This window comes from Bacillus cereus group sp. MYBK15-3, assembly GCF_051916765.1.
Classification (GTDB): Bacteria; Bacillota; Bacilli; order Bacillales; family Bacillaceae_G; genus Bacillus_A; species Bacillus_A cereus.
Genome location: NZ_JBQAHG010000004.1, coordinates 335,956 through 352,758, shown reverse-complemented (window position 1 = coordinate 352,758; position 16,803 = coordinate 335,956). Strand labels below are relative to the sequence as shown.

Sequence of the window (16,803 nt, the reverse complement as noted above, 5' to 3'; positions counted from 1 at the left end):
TATAACATAATGTGTGATTAAAACAATGTATATTTTGTAGAAATAGTTTTTAGGAGGTTAAAATAAATGACTTTAATTGAAATCGTTCAACGAAATATAAGGCGAAATTTTAAGGAGTATATACTTTATTTTGTATCTTTAGCTTCGAGTATGCTGATTTATTTTATATTTGCGTCACTTCGATATAGTACGCAAATAAAAAAAGAAATGCTTAATAATGTAATGATTAATAGTGTTCTTCAGTCTTCAAAAGTGATACTCATTATTTTTATAGCCATATTTATTATTTACTCTACTAATTTTTTTATAAGAAAACGTAAAAAAGAGATAGGGTTATATTCTTTACTAGGTATTACTAAAAAACAAATTGGTACGATGTTATTTTGTGAAACATTAATAATGGGGGGCGTAGCTTTAATAGTTGGGATATTGATTGGCAGTATAAGTTTTAAGTTATTTTTAGAACTTCTAATGAGTTTGATGAAATTAAATGTGCCAATTACGTTCGAGTTATCTATAAAGGCCATAATAGACATAATTATTGTTTTTTTATCGATTCTATTATATACAGCTTGGAAAAACTCGCGCTTAATTTATCAATTTCCATTAATTGAAATGTTCCAAGCGAATCATAAAGGAGAGAGTATGCCAAAAGGATCTAAATATTTGGCATATATAGGTCTTATTTTAATTGGCTTTGGTTATGTTTTAGCATTCTTTTTTCGCGAAGTTGTAAAATTTGTGCAGAACCCTGAGGACCCTATGCGTCCGCTAATGGATCCTAAAATAATCCCGTTATGTATTTTGATTGCGATTGTTCTTGCAACCTACTGTCTATTCACGTCTTATACAGTTATTGTATTAAAGAAAATTAAAAGTAAGAGCAATATCTATTTTAACGGTATGAATATACTAAATATTTCACAGTTGTTATATCGAGTAAAAGGAAATGCCAAATTACTTGCGACTATTGCTATCTTAAGTGCCACAGCTTTAACGGCTGTTAGTACAGTTGTATCAGGATATTATGTAGGGCAATCTGAAACAAATGAAGATTTTATGCAACTGTATGGAGTTACATTATTTATTGGAAGCTTTTTAGGAATTATATTTGTACTAGCAACTGGTTCTATTATTTATTATAAACAACTATCTGAAGCACATGCTAATCAGAAATACTATGAGGTTCTTCGTAAGATAGGTGTTACGAAAAAAGAAGTAAGAAAGTCAATTTCTAACCAAGTTAGCTTTAGTTTTATTTCACCTATAATAGTCGGACTTACTCATAGCTTATTTGCTTTACCAATAATAAACAACATGCCTATATACAGTATTATGATTCCTATTTCCATTAGTTCTATTGCATATTGCATAATCTATTTTGGATATTATATATTAACTGTTAATTCGTATTTTAGAATTGTGTATAAATAATAAATTCTTTTGATATTGCGTAATAAAATTAGGAAATACAACCTATCAAGTTCTAAAGAATAATGAAATGAACAAAAGCCGATACCCTTAACGTGTAGGGAATCGGTTTTTTCTATATGGGGTACCGCCACATCGCTATCAAGCTAAGAAAACAAAATTCCTCCTAAAATGAAAAAATAAGCTATTCTTTCTGTAGAATCGTAGGAAAGGATGGCGTTTTTTAATTTTTATAGATACTTTGTGGTAACCTCAAGTAGGAGGATTTAGCACATTCAAATAATAATATCTTTTGTCTAGAAAGGAGAATGTTTTTTGAAATATAAATTAAGAAAAAAATTAAGCGTGTTTTTTATAGGATTACTAGTACTAGTACTAGTACTAGTACTAATCGCTTCTATTTTCGTTTATTATAAGTTTTTAACACCTTCAGCAGATATTCAACAATACAAGGCATATTATGCTCCAAAAACAACACAAAAAGTATTGAATCACGGTGAGGTAAAGGTCACATTCTTAGGAACATCATCTTTACTATTTGATGATGGAAATACGCAAGTAATGATTGATGGTTTTATTTCTAGGCCATCCTTACCAAAAATATTGTTCAGCAATATAAAAACAGATGAAGATACTGTGGATAAAATTTTTAATCAAATAGGGGCTGATAATAATAAACTTAAGGGATTATTTATTGTACATACACATTATGATCATGCGTTTGATTTAGCTTATATAGCTAAACGAACTGGAACACATGTATATGGTTCAGAGTCAGCAATTAACATAGGTATTGGTGGTGATATAAATAAGAACCAGATGTCTGTATATGAAGTAAATAGGGCTATGAAGTTTGGTGATTTTACTGTTACTGTCCTTCCATCGAAACATTCACCAACCTTTGATGAAGGAGAAAAAATAAAAAAGCCACTTAAACAACCAGCTAAAGCACTAGACTATCATGAAGACTCTTCATATGATTACTTGATTACGTATAATAATAAAACTTTCCTTGTTAAACCAAGTGCTAACTATATAGAAGGTGTATTAGATGATATTCGAGCTGATGTCCTGTTTTTAGGAATAGGGGGATTAGGAAAGCAGGAAAGTGCTTTCCTAAATATGTATTACGAGCAAACTGTACGAAAAGTACAACCGAAGCTTGTTATTCCAATACATTGGGACGATTTCACCAAACCATTGACAGATACTCTTGAAGCAATGCCTAAATATGCGGACAATACTAAAAATGGATTAGATTTTATAATTCAAAGGACAAAAGCAGATAAAATTGATCTTCAAATACTACAAGGTGTTAGAAGTATTTACTTCTAAAAAAGGATCCACCACACCTCTATCAAGTTAAGAAACATAAAAAACGATAATAATGAAATTCCGTGCTAAAAAAGCTACAAAATTTTCGTTTAGGGGCAATCTGTTCTGTTAGCTTGATGGCGATGTGTCTGTACCCCTATATCATCTTTCAGATCTTCCGTTCGTTGTAATGAGCGATAAAATATGGAACGGGGTAATTCTAATACGTTACGCAATTCTTTTACTGTTATTTTTGTTTGTACATTTTTCCATAAAGTAACTACAGTTTCTGATTTCAGCCCCTTTCGATTTCCAGATACTTTCCCCATACAAGTAATTTTGTTTTAGGTGTTTATTTTCTATACGTAGCTATTCTAATTCACTGAGCTCTTTTGGTCTTTTTCCATAAGAATATTGTTTTCCTACAGGTTGTGGAAACCGATACGTTTGATCTGTACGATACCATTTCATTTCATCTATGTCTTAATTTGGGAAACATTTTTAATTCCGAGTTTCTCCATAATGGTCCGATTGGAATACCCATCCTTTTTCATTTCAATCACTTTCCACTTTACTTCTTCTGGGTAATGAACTCTTATTTTTTTCATGTACCACTATTCGGGTTCACTTCACTTTAACGGTAAGGCTTTTTTGTTTTATAAGCTTAATCCAAACCGTTTTAATTCAATAAAAATCCCCTCTAATTGCTTTCCTTTATCCGTTAATGTGTACTCTACACGAGGCGGAACTTCTGGATATACTTTTCTCGTTATAATGCCTTGAGACTCTAATTCTTTTAGTCGAAGTGATAATGTTTTTGGACTAATACCATCCATTGATTTTTGTAAATCACTAAAGCGTAATGTTCCTTCGATAAGAAGATCACGAATGATTAAAAATGTCCATTTTGTACTAATTACATCAAGTGTTTTAGCGATAGGACAAGGTATGCCCGGTAAACCTTTCGTTAATTCAACTGGATCTATATTGCTCATGGAACTAGCCTCCATAAAATTTTTTTAGATGAATTTGCTTTATAGTATCACAAAACTATACTTTTGGTAACTATATGAAAAAAATATCACTACTTCCATAAAGGAAGTTAGTGCATATACAATAGCAATACGAAACAAAAAGGATTTATATAAGGAGGTGGTGATTTCCATGGGGATAAAAAAGTTACTTGGATTTCTTAGTTTGTTTGTTATTTGTATTGTGCTTGTAGCATGTGGTGTGGAACAAAAAACTGAAGTTCAGTTATTAAAAGAAATGCCAAAGCCAAAAGCAATGACAATTGATCCCTCACTAAGTAAAAAAGAAGCGACAGAAATGGTTCATGCGGCGCAGCGTTTTTATGCATTTTGGGATACAGGTAAGGAGGAACTTATTCCGCAGACTGTTACTAAAGATTTCTTCGATAATACATTGCCGAAAGGGCGACCACAAGGCATTGAAGGATTAAAGTTTGCAGCGCAAAATTTTCGTAAAGTTGTGCCTGATATACATTGCGAGATTGAAGACTTATTGGTTGTTGGTGATAAAGTAACAGCCCGTCTTTCTTTTACAGGAACGCATAATGGTAAGAAAATTAATTTTTTTGCAATTGATATTTTACATGTGAAAGACGGAAAGATAACGGAAGATTGGCATTTAGAAGATAATCTTACACTACAGCAGCAACTCGGCTTAATAGCTGAAGAGTAGATCATATAGGGGAGAGAAAAACGATGAAAAATATATTTATTATAAATGGACATGAAAAATACGGTACAAAGGAAGGACGATTAAATAAAACGTTAGTAGATTATATGGTTACTGTATTAGGCGAGAATCATCATGTGAAAACAACAACGATTCAAGATGGTTACAATATTAAAGAAGAACAAGATAAATTTTTATGGGCCGATGTTGTTATTTATCAAACACCAATTTACTGGTTTAGTGTTCCAGGCTTATTTAAAACGTATATGGATGAAGTATATGAATACGGTTTGTTCTTTAAAGGTGCAGATGAATATGGAACAGGTGGTTTATTAAAAGAGAAAGAGTATATGTTCTCTACAACTTGGAATGCACCTGAAAAAGCATTTGGAGATAAGACGAAGTTCTTTGAAGGAGAAAGTTTAGAATCAGCGCTTAGTCATTTACACCGCGTGCAAAAGTTTCTCAGTATGAGTCCGTTAAAGAGTTTTGCTTGTTATGATGTGGTGAAGAATCCGGATATAGAGAAGTATTTATTGAACTTGAAAGATCACTTAGATGGAGTAATTAAATAATAGTATGTGAAGAAGGTACTGCTAAGGATGTAGTACCTTCTCCTTTTATAATGACTCACATTTTAAGACATGGATGGCTGTATCCATAACTTCGCAAAATTTGCCCAACCGAATGAATCAATTGTTACGTTTTTTAAAGAAGAAGGGTATGTTTTTCTTTTTAGAACGTGATAGTTAAATAAAATGATGTGTTCTGCTTGTAAAAACTCTTCAATCTCATACATGAGTTCATAGCGCTTTTCTTTATTTTCTTCTAGTAAAAATGTATCTAGTAAACAGTTAATTTGTTTTTCGTAGTGCGGGTCCATGAACCGATTTACGAAGCAACTTTTATTTTTAAATACATTTAAGAATGCAATTTCATGATTGGCAGCAAATACTTCTCCCATGAAAATAATATCAGCATGTTTATCAATAGAGCGATTCATATAATCTGAAACGGGAAATGGGTGAAGCTCTACTTGTATACCTAAACTTTCACATCGTTCTTTTAAGAAATATGCATCATTTGCACTATCTTTAAATGCGAAGAAGTAAATATGTATCGTTTCTCCATTATATGTACTCTTTTTCAAATACTCTTTTGCCTTTTCTAAAGAGTAGGATCTTCTTGTTGCAAGGCGGCTTCTATCAGGGAAAAAGCTTGATGCAGCAATTGTCCGTCTACCCTCTATGTTACGAAGTATCATTTCAACATCATATAGTTCTCTCCAAGCTTTTCGAAAGTAAATGTCGTGATGAGGACCAGGTTTTGTAAAGTTGAAGCTAGCATAAATACAACCTATTTCTTCTATTTGTATATCATGCCTTTCATTTTCCTCTTCGTTTGGTAGTTCATAATCAGCATCTATTTGCACATGGTCAGGAATCCCCCAAAATTCAATACGGTCTAATAACGCGCGCTCTTTAAAATAATGGGTGAACGCTTCGAGTACGATATTATCTTCAGAGTAATGAGCAAGTTTGAAAGGTCCAGTACCTATATAATGATGATTTTGAATACTCGTATCACGCGGTAAAATTGCGAGCTGCATTGAACTTACATAGTGTAAGAAAAATAAATTTGGTTTTGCTAAATGGAATCGAATTTGCAGTGGTGATGGTGTTTCAATTTCAACAATTTCTTCTGTTAACCATTCGAAAGGGGATTGAACTTGCTTTAGTCTTTCAAATGAAAACTGTACATCTTTAGAAGTTAAAATTGATTCATTGTGAAAATATATATCTTTTCGTAAATAAAAGGTCCACGTAAGTCCATCTTCACTTAATTCCCATGTATGCGCAATGTGAGGCTCCATTTTTTCAGTAACATCGTTATAGACAACTAACGTATCAAAAATTTGACTCGTAAGATGACTCTCTGTAGTTACAGCCACAAAAGCCGGATCTAATGGGAATATCTTTCTCGATATAGGAATCTTTAATACGTCGTACATATCATTTGAAGGTTCGTATCCAAAATGATGATGTAGTTTATTTTCTATCTTTTTTTGAAGTGCAAGGGGTAGGGGTTCTTTTAAAAGAAGAAAGATATCTTTTAATTTTTCTTGTGCTAACAGTTCATCTGTATAGGACTCAATCGCTTCTACGAAATTATGTATAAATAGAATTTCCGTTTTATTTCCACGGCCTCGCCCTGGAGTCCAGCTAATTAATTGCTCCTCGCTCATTTTCTTTAATAAAATCTTTACGTTTTTCGTACTGCAATATAAAACATCCGCTAATTCTTGTAAGCTATTTCGCATATGTTGTTGATCTTGTGCATGTAGTCTTAGTCTAATGTAATAGTCCATAATTTTCATATATACACTTCCTTCTATCATAAAAGGGGAAACTCTTTAGAATATTCTAACCTTTTTCTTCCTTTTTTTCAAAGTAAAATAAGTAAGCATAAGGAGGGGAAACAATGGGATTTTGGAGTATGCATCGAAATATAAAAATTAGAATTATAACATCGTTTTTAACACGTACTGTGTCCACGATGATTTTTCCATTTATGGCGATTTATTTTTCCGTAAAGTTAGGTAGCGCGATTGCTGGTGCGTTACTACTTATTAATGTCATAGCTTCATTAGTAATTGGTTTATACGGTGGATATGTTGGAGACCGGCTTGGGCGTAAAAAGGTTATGATTATCGGTCAAAGTATACAAGTCATTTCCATTGCTTGTATGGGAGTTGCGAATTCGGATTACGTTGACTCACCGTGGTTAACATTTATCTTTATGCTAGTGAATAGTTTAGGATCGGGACTTATGAATCCTGCGACAGAAGCGATGTTAATTGATGTGAGTACATCTGAAAATCGAAAAGTGATGTACAGCATTAATTACTGGGCTATTAATTTATCGATTGCGATTGGAGCGATATTTGGAGGATTACTATTTGAAAACTATAGACTACAATTGTTTATCGTATTAACGCTTGTTGCCATTATGACTTTATATGTGATGGCTGTGTATATGGAAGAAGTGTATGTAGCACGAAAAACGATGGAGAAGAAAAATGTATTAAAAGATATGGCAGATAGTTATAAAGTCGTGATGAAAGATAAAGCATTTTTAATTTTTTGTGCAGCGAGTATATGTACATTATCGTTAGAGTTTCAAATTAATAATTATTTAGGGGTACGTTTGCAGAAGGAATTTGAAACGGTGCACTTTTTATTCGGGAATGGTTTTACGTTTGATTTAACAGGTATTCGCATGCTGAGCTGGATTTCTGCAGAGAATACAATTTTAGTTGTGTTATGTTCAGCACTTCTTATTAAAATGCTGAAAAGCTTCAACGATTTGAAAATCTTATATGTAGGCTTATTTATTTACACGATTGGATTTACAATACTCGGAACGAGCAATAGCTTATGGATTTTATTAATTGCAGGGCTTTTCCAAACAGTAGGCGAGATGATGTATGTGCCAGTGCGTCAATCTATTATGGCAGATATGGTGCCAAATGAGGCAAGAGGTTCTTATATGGCGATTAACGGAATGGTCTTTCAAGTGGCAAAAATGAACGGGGCATTAGGTGTTATGCTAGGTTCATTTATTGCATCTTGGGGTATGAGTGCTCTGTACTTTATCGTTGGTATGAGCAGTATTTTACTATTTATGAAGGCGATAGGGAGAGAGAAGTATGAGGGGGAGGTTTCTCAGATTGGATAAAACGATATGAAAAGCGATGCTAGAAATCGCTTTTCATATGGCTTTTAAAACGGATCAACTTCAGCTAAATCAGGATTGCTATTTGGGTTTGTTAATAAGACTTTCAGCTCACCTACTTCAGAGAGCGCAACGAGGATATAACCACTAATAAGGACGACGAGTCCGATGACCCTTAATGTTTGCAGCGTAATATCACTGCTATTGTTTTCGGAGTTGTCTTGGGGCGTTGAAGGTGGATTGTTATTCATAAATAGGGCTCCCATCTTTTGTATTTATATATGTGCGAAATCATTATTTAACTTATGGATAGGAATTATATAGTCATTTTCACTATATGAGAAATGCCTATGAAAAGTGATAAGGAATTTTTGGGCGAGAAAAGGGGGGAATCCAAAAGATTATTAAAACTGAACTTTTGGATTCCCCTCTTTTTATTTATCTTGCTATTTGTGGTGGTCGGATTTCCTGTAAACGACCAGTTGGTGAGGGCTAATGAATCAGTGGGGGGGATGAATAAAACCCCGCTGATTCATTATTTTCATGTAAATAAAAGGAGGTTAGTTAACCAAAGTAGTTATCCTAATATACGCAACGATTCTTCAATAAACGCTGGGATGTCCTCTGGCTGTCTACTTGTTACTAGCTGATTTTGACATACGACAACCTCTTTGTCATGAAAGTTCCCGCCGGCATTTTTTAAATCGACTTCAATAGATTTATATCCAGTTACATCGCGTCCTTCAAGTGTTTGTGCAGTGATGAGTAGCTGAGGTCCGTGACAAATAGCGAAAACAGGTTTTTCCGCATCCATAAATGCTTTACTAAAGCGAACAAAACGTTCATCGGCACGAAGTATATCTGGAGAAAATCCACCCGGTATGAAGAGGGCATCAAAGTTCTCTGGAGAAACATCATCAATACTTTTATCAATCACGACTTCACTTTTTCCTTGCTTACCGTGTACCGTTTTCCCTTTTTCCATTTCAATAGTTGTGAATTCATATCCCTTTTGTTTAAAAGCTTCTACTGGCTCTGTGTATTCTGTATCCTCGAAATAATCCGTTATTAAAATAGCAATTTTTTTACTCATTCTAATCCGCTCCTTATATTATATTATCGGCTCCAGAATCTTCCTTGGGCAATGCCTTCTATAAATGATTCAATTGAAGTATTTGTTAAGTTGTAAACTCCTGCTCCATCCAGTTTAATCTTACTATGGTCCAAAGCATGAGGATTACTAAGGACATGAGCTATCGGTTTAAAATGTTTAAAAGTAGTTTCTGCAAATTCTAAAACAGGGGGTTGAATGACAGACTCACTACTAAACACTAATACTGCATCAAAAAGGGAGGAGTCTGTTGTTGTATAAGTGTCAGTTACTTTAATGGAATCATTGAACTGATAAATTTTATTATCTATGATACTATAGTTAATTCGGTGTTGTACAAAAGCTTGAATCCATTCGGACAGAAGTGAGACGCTTGGGTCACCATTTAATAGAATTGCAACATTTTTGGAATCAGATTTAAAAATAGTATTGGACATACTTAGTGCAGGTGATTTTGCATCTGAATTTACTTCGTGATTTTCCTTAGGTAAAGGAGCTCCAATAATGTTAGCGACTTCTTGTGCTAATTGACGATCGACGTGGTTTAAGAGAGCAATTACATTTGCCTTCACCATGTCTGATTTACACTTCCCAACTTCAAAGCAAAAAGCTTCTTTTATGTGCTGCTTTTCAATAGGGCTCATACTATTGTAGAAAAGTTTAGCCTGAGAATAAAAGTTAAGAAAGCTTTTACTGCGACCTCTAATTTTATGCCCATCAATCTTTTCTTGATAATGTTCATATCCTCCTTGTTCGGCTTGGACGGTTGCAGGTTGATTGTTATTTAATCCATTAGGATGATAGCTTGTTTGACCGCGATGAATCTGCATTTGATGCATACCATCACGTTGATTATTATGAAAAGGACATACAGGCTGATTAATAGGAATTTGATGGAAATTAGGGCCCCCTAAACGAGATAATTGTGTATCTGTATAGGAGAATAATCTTCCTTGCAGAAGAGGGTCATTTGAAAAATCAATACCTGGTACGACATGACCAGGGTGAAAAGCTACCTGCTCTGTTTCAGCAAAGAAGTTATCAACATTTTTGTTCAGTGTCATTTTACCAACTAATTTTACGGGAACTTCTTCTTCTGGCCATAATTTCGTTGGATCTAAAATATCAAAATCAAATTTATGTTCATCTTCTTCTGGAATTAGCTGTAATCCAAGCTCCCATTCAGGATAATCCCCTTTTTCAATTGCTTCGTATAAATCTTGACGATGAAAATCAGGATTTTTCCCGGCAATCTTTTGAGCTTCATCCCATACTAATGAATGAACCCCGAGGGTAGGTTTCCAGTGAAACTTTACGAAATGGGCTTTTCCTTCTGCGTTAATGAGTCGAAATGTGTGAACTCCAAAACCTTCCATCATTCGTAAACTACGCGGAATAGCTCGGTCGCTCATTTGCCACATGACCATATGAGTGGACTCAGGATTATGCGCAACAAAGTCCCAAAAGGTATCATGAGCGCTAGCTCCTTGAGGAATATCATTATGTGGTTCTGGTTTAACTGCATGGACAAAATCAGGAAATTTAATAGCATCTTGGATAAAGAATACTGGCATATTATTACCCACTAAATCATAGTTTCCTTTATCTGTATAAAATTTTGTGGCGAATCCGCGTACATCTCTTACTGTGTCGTTGGATCCTTTAGAACCTTGAACGGTTGAGAACCGTACAAATACAGGTGTTTTCTTTGAAGGATTAGTAAGAAAATCTGCTTTCGTATATGTTTCTAAAGATTCATAAAGCTGAAAATAACCATGAGCGCCAACCCCGCGTGCATGAACAATCCTTTCGGGAATTCGTTCGTGATCAAAATGGGTCATTTTCTCACGAAAGTGAAAATCCTCCATTAAGGTTGGGCCTCTTAAGCCCATCTTTAAAGAAAATTCATCTTCAGCTATTTTTACCCCTTGATTTGTTGTTAAAGCATGTTTGCATTGATTGTCAGTAACGTGATGCTTCAATTGTTCCGTTTTTTTATTCACAATATAGGCCCCTCCTTTACTCTGTTAATTAATAGATACCCTTTTTATTAGGTCGTAAACATGTATTATCGTTTTTGTATGTAAAATCATAAAATATCGGTTGTTTCAGTGATTCTTGTTTGAGGAAGCAAAATAAAAAAGCCAAGGAGAAAATTTATTTTCTCCTTGGCTTTTAAGATAATTCTTTTCGTTAAAATGCGGAAATTCTTTGCTTCGTTTTTGGTACAATAATAAATTTGATCCAGAGTAACCCGACAATCATAATGATAAGGCTATGTAAAAATTGACCTGTAGCAATGAGTATAACACTCGAAAATACAATGAGTTGAATACTTAGCAATATAAAGATTAAGCTAAGAAATTGTTTCATTCTTTCTTCAGTATGGATTGGATATAATGCTGCAATAATATTTCCCGAAAAATATTTCCATAGTGAACGAAGCTGCATAGAGATCATATATAGAACGATGTAAGTGATAGCACCTTTTACGTATATATTTGGTATGAAATATAAGGCGAAAGCACCGATCAATCCTAAGCGAATATATATACCGAAATAATCATTTCCACGTAAAAATGCTAGTGTATGTAAGTAGAAGAAAGTTGCTCGTTTTTTATGTAATAAAGGTTCAATCCAATTTGTAAGCCATTTTCTTTTATTTACTTGTTTATTCAGTTGCGGAACATCGGTGAAAATGCTAGCAAATTGATAAAAACGAACGTTCATTTTTTCTTCTTGCTCGATTATGTAATCCCACGGTATTCGTTTTGTAGGCTGTTTTTTCGTATATAGAAGTAGGAAAGCAAGTAGTAAGAGTAGTCCGCCCAATATGAGAACATTTGCGGAATAAAACAGCATGTAAATGATTAGGGCGTTACAAGTAATACGAATGATCAGCCATATATTTTTTTCGTGACTATCACGCCACATCCAATGTATGTACATGTTCCAGGCTTTCGTAATCATTAACACGATAAAGATTGTACATAAAAAAGGTACAGTTAATTGTAATGATTGCATAGCAAGTGGAACGAGAATAAGGAACGTAAATAACAATGGGAAAAGCTGCATGATGTAATTGTATAGAAGAGATTTTTTGAAATAGGATGTTAGTTTCTCTTCTAATGCAAGCAAATAGACAGCATCAGGTTTTTGAATAAATGTACGGATAGGGCATCTCGTTATAATGAACGTAAGTACAATCGTTATAATTATTAAAGATATTCCTTTAGAAGGAGATGCTTTTAGAAACTGAGCATAATAATATGCACCAACGCATGAAATAAAGATAAAGCTATATAGTAAACCGTTAATCATACGTGCAAAGTATGTAATGATATTTTGAATATGTTGTTGGAAGCGACTGCTCCATAGCGATTCGATTGACATGTTTTTCACCTCTTTGTTCTATTATATATGTTTTACAAAAGAAAAAACGAGCAAATTGCGTTATGCAACTTGCCCGTTTTTCTTTTCGTTATTTTTTTTCTGATCACGATTCATTAATGGATAGAAAGCAAATCCAATTACGAATAAACCAATTCCGAGAAGGAACGTTTTTATATCGGATGCGCCAGTTTTAATAACCCATAGTGCGTAGCAAAGTGCGATAACTGCGACTATGCCATCTGTAATTCTTGCCCGCATTTCATTTTTATATGTTTCACCAGTTGCGACTAGTTTTAACTGGAAGATTGGTGAAACGAGATATGGAATGAGGTAGGCCAGTGTTGATACGGTAATAACGAATGTATAAGCTTCCGCAATGGTTCCTGATAATGTTGAGAATAGGAATACTTGCGACATAATGTTTGTTAATCGTAATGAGTAAATTGGACTTCCTTTTTTATTTGTTTTCGTGAAGAAGGAAGGGAAGAAACCTTCTTTTGCTGCTTGATAAGGTACTTCTGAGCTTAATAAAATCCAGCCTAAGATAGAACCGAACAGGGAAGTAAGAGCAAGTAATGCCATCAGTTTCCCGCCGCCGTGACCCATTGCAGCATTTAGTGCATCTGCTAATGGACGTTCAGAAGCTTGTAATTTATCAACGTGAAGTACACCCATTGTTAAAATTGTAATTCCTAAGTAAATCGCAACTGTAATAAGTAATCCCGCAACTGTTGCACGTTTTACCGTTTTTGGAGAAACAGCACGGTTTGATAAAAGAACGGCTGATTCAATTCCGATAAACGCCCAAAGCGTTGTAAGAGCAGCTAAATTTACTTGTGAAAGAAGACCATGTGATGCACCTGATTTATCAATCATCGGTGTGTACCATTGTCCAAACTTAGAAGCTTCGAATGCAAATAACGTAACGACGATGAATAAAAGGAATCCAGTTACTTTCGTTGTTGTTGCTAAGAAGTTTAGTTTTCCAGCTCCGCTTACACCGTTTGTTAATATAATATGAGTTCCCCAAAGTAAGATGGAACAAATCGTAAATGTAATTAGTTTTCCGACTTCTACGTTAAACGAGCCGATTGAAAATAGTAGTCGCGTATCTTTCATAATTGGGAAGAAGAGTGATAAATATCCCGCAAATGATGTAATGATGGCAACGTTACTTGCCCAGTTTGCAACCCAATATCCCCATACCATACTGAAGCCAGCCATTTTTTTCTTTTTTGGTGTTGAGAATAAAGCATATGCATGACTTTGTGGCCCTGTCGTTAAATCAGGACGACGAATTGCTAAATTACCGAAAACAAGAGCTAGCATTAAAACACCAAACCCTGTGGTTAACCAAGCTAAAGTGACACCGAGTGGGCTTGCTGTTTGTGCCAACGTACTTGGTACCATGAAAATACCAGCGCCAACCATGTTACCGACAACGAAAGCTGTTAGTACCCAAAAGCCCCATTTTTTTTGTTGCATAGAAAAATACCTCCAAAGTTAGTATAACCAAGTCAAGCGAGGAGATATGTATGTCTTCCTGAATCAGGAAGAGAAGTCCCAAACAAAACAAAAAAAGCACGTAATTTGCCGCTACATGCTTTCTATCTTATAAGAAACCCACGACATACCTCTCGATAGCTCTCCACAAACGAAACGTTTGTGACAGTTCTGCACTTATTAAATGCAGACCCAGCAAGCGTGCATGGTGGACACGACTTACTTCGGCAACCATTCCTTTCTCATTCCTTCATCAATGCCACTACATCTCCTGAAATGATACTCTTAATGATTGCAACCTCTACCTCACCGAGATACGAATGAGGATTTAAATATTAAATTAACGTCTTTAAGAGTAACAAATGAATTTTTATACGTCAATGGATATAGTAATAATCAGATTATAGAGAACAGTTTGTGATTAAAAGTAAGAGGGATTGTTATGTGATATTTGAATTTTCGTAATATAATACATGTTATTAGCGCTAGATGATTGAAAAGGGGATGAAGTATATGTCTGTATGTCATAAACATTCAGTAATAGGTGTGCTAGATTCGGGTGTTGGGGGATTAACAGTTGCGAGCGAAATTATAAGACAATTGCCTAAAGAAAGCATTTATTATATTGGTGATAATAAGCGTTGTCCGTATGGGCCAAGAAGTGTAGAGGAGGTGCAATCTTTCGTATTTGAAATGGTTGAGTTCCTCAAACAGTTTCCATTAAAAGCGCTAGTCGTAGCATGTAATACTGCTGCAGCTGCTGCATTGAATGCGCTACAAGAAGCACTTTCCATTCCAGTTATTGGCGTTATACATCCAGGAGCAAGAGCGGCAATTAAAGTTACAAAGAAAGGGGAAATCGGGGTAATTGGAACTGTAGGTACGATAAAATCTAATATGTATGAAAAAGCATTACACGAGCTGGATACATATTTGGAAGTGCATAGCTATGCTTGCCCGACTTTAGCCACAGTTGTAGAAAATCAATTAGAAGATACAGCATATGTCACGCAGCAAGTGAAACAAGCTTTACTTCCATTAATGAAAGAAGATATAGATACGTTAATTCTTGGATGTACGCATTATCCACTTTTAGAGTCCTATATAAAAAAGGAACTAGGAGAAGACATAACGATTATTAGTTCTGCAGAAGAAACAGCGATAGAGTTAAGTACCATTTTACAGCACAAAGGAATTTTGTCTGACAATCTGAATCCGAAGCATCGCTTTTTTACAACGGGATCTGTTTTATCATTTGAACATATTGCTGAGCGATGGCTAGGGTATCAAATTTCTGTAGAATGTGTACATTTGCCTATGAAAAATGCGTGTATACATAATTAAGATTTAGTAAATTACTTTTTTAAATAAATGAGGTTCGTTTCATAAGAAGGAAAGAATAAGCTTTTAATTGAAGTGTTTAAGGGCAGTTCAATTAAAGGGGAGATTGGATTATGGAATTATTAAGATCTCAATTATTTGCTTTAGAGTATATTTCAAAATATGCAGAGAACGAAAAACGTGGGGCTAAAGCAACGATTAATCATATACTTAAAATGTCTAATATTACAGATGAAATATTTGAAGAAGCTGTCGCTAATTTAAAATCTCATGCAAGGATTGCTTTACACTTTCATCCAGACAGACTAGATTCGAATATGAAAAGTGTTGCTGAAGCACTGTTTGAGCAAGGAGTATATAAAAGTCAGTTTGAAACATTGCTATCTAATGGAAGCGTATCTGCTTATCCTGGTGGTGAACGTGACCTTTGGGAAAAGAGAATATTTGGAGGGGCATATCAATTAGAAGGCGTAACGAATGATCAACGGCCAAAATACGGAGCACTAAATTTAATGTTACATCCAGATGGGCCGGCTCCGCGTTTTGGTTCATGTTATTTTCTCTTATCTCCAAAAGTTTCTTCGCGCTCTACATATACATATTTAGATTCGCATCAAGATCCGAAAGAAAAGGGGACTTATGAGGAGTTTGATATGATTTTAGCTGCTCTTTTGGAAGAGACATTCGTAAGAGATTTTGCAATTGGTGAAGGGAATTTGACGCCAACAATATTAATTAATCATTTACTAGCTAACCTGAAAAGGCCGTTTATAGATTTAGTAAGCAAAGAGCCAGCCCGTAATCTTAATCATTATATTGAAGCGCAGATTCATGGAGAGATTTCTCTTAAAGAAGACGTGGAGGCGCTTGTTGCAGATCCTTCATTTAAGGGTACGGATGTAGGAAAAGTTTTAGAAGAAATTTGCCTGAAGTATGCGATTGATTTGTATTGGCACATCGGTTTTGTACTTGCGGTAGACGAAGTTCCAATGGATTTTAGAGGTTCAAAAATGCCATCTTTAGCAAGACGCATTGCACGGAATCATTGCATCGATGCAAATATAATTGGCTCTGCTGTAGTGGATTTGAAGCGCAATCCATTATCTTGGAGTGATCGTGGAACTTATGAAGAAGTGCTTCAGGAATTAAAATTATTATGGCATGTTTTAGTTCGATTTGGAAAACCAAATCGGAAGTAGAACGAAATACTCCGTTTTTCGGAAGTATTTATATAGAAAAGAAGCTGATCTATTTATAGATCAGCTTCTTTTTAT

14 protein-coding genes, 1 pseudogene and 1 riboswitch are annotated in these 16,803 nt (G+C 34.7%); of the genes and pseudogenes, 7 read left to right on the top strand and 8 right to left on the bottom strand.

Annotated features, from left to right (window positions below; genetic code table 11):
* Nucleotides 1–66 precede the first annotated feature (66 nt).
* Nucleotides 67–1,434: an FtsX-like permease family protein gene (locus ACTFR8_RS19255; protein WP_252209821.1), complete on the top strand. Its 1,368-nt coding sequence runs from the start codon at nt 67–69 to the stop codon at nt 1,432–1,434.
* Between the two features lie 312 nt (nt 1,435–1,746).
* Complete coding sequence (locus ACTFR8_RS19250) at nt 1,747–2,766, top strand: MBL fold metallo-hydrolase (RefSeq protein WP_252209822.1); 1,020 nt, start codon at nt 1,747–1,749, stop codon at nt 2,764–2,766.
* Between the two features lie 137 nt (nt 2,767–2,903).
* Here the strand turns inward: ACTFR8_RS19250 and ACTFR8_RS19245 are convergent.
* Nucleotides 2,904–3,353: pseudogene (locus ACTFR8_RS19245) on the bottom strand (IS3-like element ISBt2 family transposase); the annotation flags it as partial.
* Between the two features lie 48 nt (nt 3,354–3,401).
* A complete protein-coding gene (locus ACTFR8_RS19240) occupies nt 3,402–3,740 on the bottom strand; it encodes a winged helix-turn-helix transcriptional regulator (RefSeq protein ID WP_000065115.1) in 339 nt (112 codons plus the stop codon).
* A 169-nt stretch (nt 3,741–3,909) separates the two neighbouring features.
* Here ACTFR8_RS19240 and ACTFR8_RS19235 point away from each other — a divergent pair, with 169 nt between their 5' ends.
* Both ACTFR8_RS19235 and ACTFR8_RS19230 read left to right on the top strand, forming a co-directional pair.
* The gene (locus tag ACTFR8_RS19235) at nt 3,910–4,449 is read left to right on the top strand and encodes an ester cyclase (protein WP_053512552.1); all 540 of its coding nucleotides are present in this window, start codon (nt 3,910–3,912) and stop codon (nt 4,447–4,449) included.
* A gap of 23 nt (nt 4,450–4,472) precedes the next feature.
* Nucleotides 4,473–5,021: an NAD(P)H-dependent oxidoreductase gene (locus ACTFR8_RS19230; RefSeq protein WP_002098791.1), complete on the top strand. Its 549-nt coding sequence runs from the start codon at nt 4,473–4,475 to the stop codon at nt 5,019–5,021.
* A 62-nt stretch (nt 5,022–5,083) separates the two neighbouring features.
* On the opposite strand, the gene ACTFR8_RS19225 is transcribed toward ACTFR8_RS19230, so the two are convergent.
* Nucleotides 5,084–6,844 carry an SgrR family transcriptional regulator gene (locus ACTFR8_RS19225; protein ID WP_142387885.1) on the bottom strand — a complete coding sequence of 587 codons (1,761 nt, stop codon included), beginning with the start codon at nt 6,842–6,844 and terminating at the stop codon, nt 5,084–5,086.
* Between the two features lie 83 nt (nt 6,845–6,927).
* On the opposite strand from ACTFR8_RS19225, the gene ACTFR8_RS19220 reads away from it, so the two are divergent.
* Entirely contained in the window at nt 6,928–8,184 is a 1,257-nt protein-coding gene (locus tag ACTFR8_RS19220) for an MDR family MFS transporter (protein WP_000508236.1), read from the top strand.
* Between the two features lie 44 nt (nt 8,185–8,228).
* Here the strand turns inward: ACTFR8_RS19220 and ACTFR8_RS19215 are convergent, their stop codons facing one another.
* The 5 genes from ACTFR8_RS19215 to ACTFR8_RS19195 all read right to left on the bottom strand — a co-directional run bounded on the left by ACTFR8_RS19215 (nt 8,229) and on the right by ACTFR8_RS19195 (nt 14,170).
* Nucleotides 8,229–8,432 (bottom strand): hypothetical protein, encoded by a 204-nt coding sequence (locus ACTFR8_RS19215; protein ID WP_252209823.1) that lies wholly within the window; start codon nt 8,430–8,432, stop codon nt 8,229–8,231.
* 326 nt (nt 8,433–8,758) lie between these two features.
* A complete protein-coding gene (locus tag ACTFR8_RS19210; protein ID WP_000037532.1) occupies nt 8,759–9,274 on the bottom strand; it encodes a type 1 glutamine amidotransferase domain-containing protein in 516 nt (171 codons plus the stop codon).
* A 23-nt stretch (nt 9,275–9,297) separates the two neighbouring features.
* Nucleotides 9,298–11,295 (bottom strand): catalase, encoded by a 1,998-nt coding sequence (locus ACTFR8_RS19205; protein ID WP_252209824.1) that lies wholly within the window; start codon nt 11,293–11,295, stop codon nt 9,298–9,300.
* Nucleotides 11,296–11,485: 190 nt separating this feature from the next.
* Complete coding sequence (locus ACTFR8_RS19200) at nt 11,486–12,685, bottom strand: ABC transporter permease (RefSeq protein WP_000021369.1); 1,200 nt, start codon at nt 12,683–12,685, stop codon at nt 11,486–11,488.
* A 60-nt stretch (nt 12,686–12,745) separates the two neighbouring features.
* Nucleotides 12,746–14,170, bottom strand: a complete 1,425-nt coding sequence (locus ACTFR8_RS19195; protein WP_001186301.1) for an amino acid permease — start codon at nt 14,168–14,170, stop codon at nt 12,746–12,748.
* Nucleotides 14,171–14,318: 148 nt separating this feature from the next.
* Nucleotides 14,319–14,500, bottom strand: a riboswitch (Lysine riboswitch).
* A 201-nt stretch (nt 14,501–14,701) separates the two neighbouring features.
* Here ACTFR8_RS19195 and racE point away from each other — a divergent pair.
* Nucleotides 14,702–15,532 (top strand): glutamate racemase, encoded by an 831-nt coding sequence (gene racE, locus ACTFR8_RS19190; protein WP_000109667.1) that lies wholly within the window; start codon nt 14,702–14,704, stop codon nt 15,530–15,532.
* Nucleotides 15,533–15,642: 110 nt separating this feature from the next.
* Nucleotides 15,643–16,728: a DUF3626 domain-containing protein gene (locus ACTFR8_RS19185; protein ID WP_000422022.1), complete on the top strand. Its 1,086-nt coding sequence runs from the start codon at nt 15,643–15,645 to the stop codon at nt 16,726–16,728.
* Nucleotides 16,729–16,803: the final 75 nt, after the last annotated feature.